Source organism: Kitasatospora sp. NPDC047058, from assembly GCF_040643935.1.
Classification (GTDB): Bacteria; Actinomycetota; Actinomycetes; order Streptomycetales; family Streptomycetaceae; genus Kitasatospora.
In genome coordinates this window covers 1-2,702 of the sequence record NZ_JBEYVJ010000668.1, presented here as the reverse complement: position 1 = coordinate 2,702, position 2,702 = coordinate 1, and the positions used below count along the sequence as shown (strand labels likewise).

Annotated in this window: 2 protein-coding genes; both read right to left on the bottom strand. The window is 74.1% G+C overall.

Annotated features, from left to right (window positions below; genetic code table 11):
* Nucleotides 1–69: 69 nt before the first annotated feature.
* A complete protein-coding gene (gene prfB / locus ABZ885_RS39035; protein WP_360199635.1) occupies nucleotides 70–1,182 on the bottom strand; it encodes a peptide chain release factor 2 in 1,113 nt (370 codons plus the stop codon).
* Nucleotides 1,183–1,239: 57 nt separating this feature from the next.
* Entirely contained in the window at nucleotides 1,240–2,496 is a 1,257-nt protein-coding gene (locus ABZ885_RS39030; RefSeq protein ID WP_360199633.1) for a serine/threonine-protein kinase, read from the bottom strand.
* Nucleotides 2,497–2,702: the final 206 nt, after the last annotated feature.

Here is a 2,702-nt window from a genome sequence, read left to right as displayed (position 1 = left end):
TGGGCACTGGTCTTGGTGTAGTCGGCGCCGCTGAACAGGCCGCCCACCCGGATGCCGGCGCCCCCGGGCTCAGCTCGCGGCGGTCTCCCGCTGCTTCCGCCACCGGATGCCGGCCTCGATGAAGCCGTCGATGTCGCCGTCCAGCACGGCCTGCGGGTTGCCGGCCTCGAACGCGGTGCGGACGTCCTTCACCATCTGGTACGGGTGCAGCACGTAGGAGCGCATCTGGTTGCCCCAGGAGCTGCCGCTGTCCTTGAGCGCGTCCATCGCGGCCTTCTCCTCCTGGCGGCGCCGCTCGAGCAGCTTGGCCTGGAGGACGTTCATCGCGGACGCCTTGTTCTGGATCTGCGAGCGCTCGTTCTGGCAGGAGACCACGATGCCGGTCGGGAGGTGCGTGATGCGCACCGCCGAGTCGGTGGTGTTGACGCCCTGGCCGCCGGGGCCGGAGGCACGGTACACGTCCACCCGCAGCTCGGACTCGTCGATGTCGACGTGGTCGGACTGCTCGACGACCGGGAGCACCTCGACGCCGGCGAACGAGGTCTGCCGGCGGCCCTGGTTGTCGAACGGGGAGATGCGGACCAGGCGGTGGGTGCCCTGCTCGACCGAGAGGGTGCCGTAGGCGTACGGGGCCTTGACGGTGAAGGTCGCGGACTTGATGCCGGCCTCCTCCGCGTACGAGGTGTCGTACACCTCGGTCGGGTACCCGTGCCGCTCGGCCCAGCGCAGGTACATGCGCATCAGCTGCTCGGCGAAGTCGGCGGCGTCCACGCCACCGGCCTCGGCACGGATGTTGATCAGTGCCTCGCGGGCGTCGTACTCGCCGGACAGGAGGGTGCGGACCTCGAGCTCCTCGACCGCCTTCTTGACGGCCTCCAGCTCGTTCTCGGCCTCCACGCGGGTGTCCGCGTCGTCCTCGGCCTCGGCCAGCTCGAACAGCACGCCCAGGTCGTCGATGCGGCCGCGCAGGCCCTCGACCCGGCGCAGTTCGCCCTGGAGGAAGGAGAGCCGGCTGGTCACCTTCTGCGCGTTCGCGACGTCGTCCCACAGGGTGGGGGCGGCTGCCTCCTCCTCCAGGACCGCGATGTCGGCCCGGATCTTGTCCAGGTCGAGGACGGCCTCGATCGACCCCATGGTCGTATCGAGGTTCTTGAGCTCTTCGGAAGGATCGACGGCTGCCACGCACCCAGGGTAATGCCCCCGGGGGTGGTCATGGCGACACCGGGTGCCGATCGGTCCTTACGGAGCCCGCGGAGCGGTCGTGTGGACGCCCGGACGCGCCGGGTGACCGGCGTCGGGCGCGTCCGCGGCGAAGGCGGTCCAGGCGGCGGCCGCGCCGGCCACCAACAGGACCACGGCCACCAGGACGGCCAGCACCCGGCGGCGGCGCAGCAGCGCCTGCCGGTCCCGGCGGTGGGCCGTGGGGGCGGTGCGCTGGGCGCGGGACTCGGCCGCGTAGGAGGCCAGCTCCTGGGCCGAGGGGCGGCGCAGGCTGGTGTGGGTGTCCCGGGTGGAGTCCGGGGCGGCGCCGGGCACCAGCGGGACGGCCGGGCCGCGGCGGCGCTTGTGGGTGCCGGGACCGGCGTCCACCTCGGTGTAGACGGCCTCGCCGGGCGTCAGCGGCTCCTCGGCGGGGACGCGGCCCTGCTGCGGGACGGCCAGCGCCGGCAGCCCGGCCAGGGCGGGCAGCTGCTCGCGCAGCCGGTCGGCCAGCTCGGCGGCGCGCAGCCGGGAGGCCGGGGCCTTGGCCAGGCACTCGGCGATGATCCGCCAGAGGCCGTCCGGCAGGCCGGGCACGGGCGGCACCTGTTCGGTCACGTGCCGGCGCAGCACCGCGCCGGTGTGGCCGCCGCCGAACGGGGTGAAGCCGGCCAGCAGCTCGTACAGCACGGTGGCCAGGGCGTAGATGTCGACGGCGGCGCGCGGCTCCAGGCCCTCGATGATCTCGGGGGCGAGGTAGTCGGGGGTGCCGATGATCCGGGTGGCGCGGGTCCGGCGCGGGGCGTCGACCAGGCGGGCCACGCCGAAGTCGGTCAGCTTGGCGCGCGGGGCGCCGCCGGGACCGGGGGCGGCGGCGAGGTCGAGCAGGACGTTCTCGGGCTTGACGTCGCGGTGCACGATCCCGGCGGCGTGCGCGGCGGCCAGGCCGTCGGCGACGTCCGCGATGACCGAGACGGCGGTCTGCGGGGCGAGCGCGCCGTCGCGCTCCAGCCGGGAGCGCAGGTCGGTGCCCTGGACCAGCTCCATCACCAGCGCGAGGTCGCTGCCGTCGACCACCATGTCGCGCACGCCCACCACCCGGGGGTGGTCGAGGCTGGTCAGCGCGGCGCGCTCCTGCACGAAGCGGCCGACCAGCACCTGGTCGGCGGCCAGGTCCTCGCGCAGCAGCTTGACCGCCACCGGGCCGTCCGGCCCCTCGCCGAGCCAGACCGTCCCGGCCGAGCCCCGGCCGATCACCTGGTGGACGGTGTAGCGGCTGCCGATCTTGCGTGCCAATGCTGCTCCGTGGGCGGCGGGAGCGCACCCGGGAGGGTCCGGTGCACTCGGTGGGGCGGGACAACAGCGACCAACCTACGCGCCCGGACCCCCTCAGGCGGCCCGCGGAGTTGGTCGTCGATGACCTCGCTCCGCTCGGACTTGGCGTGCCGGACCAGGACGATCCTGCGGGTTCGTTCGGTGCTCACGGCGGTCTCCTCCTCCAC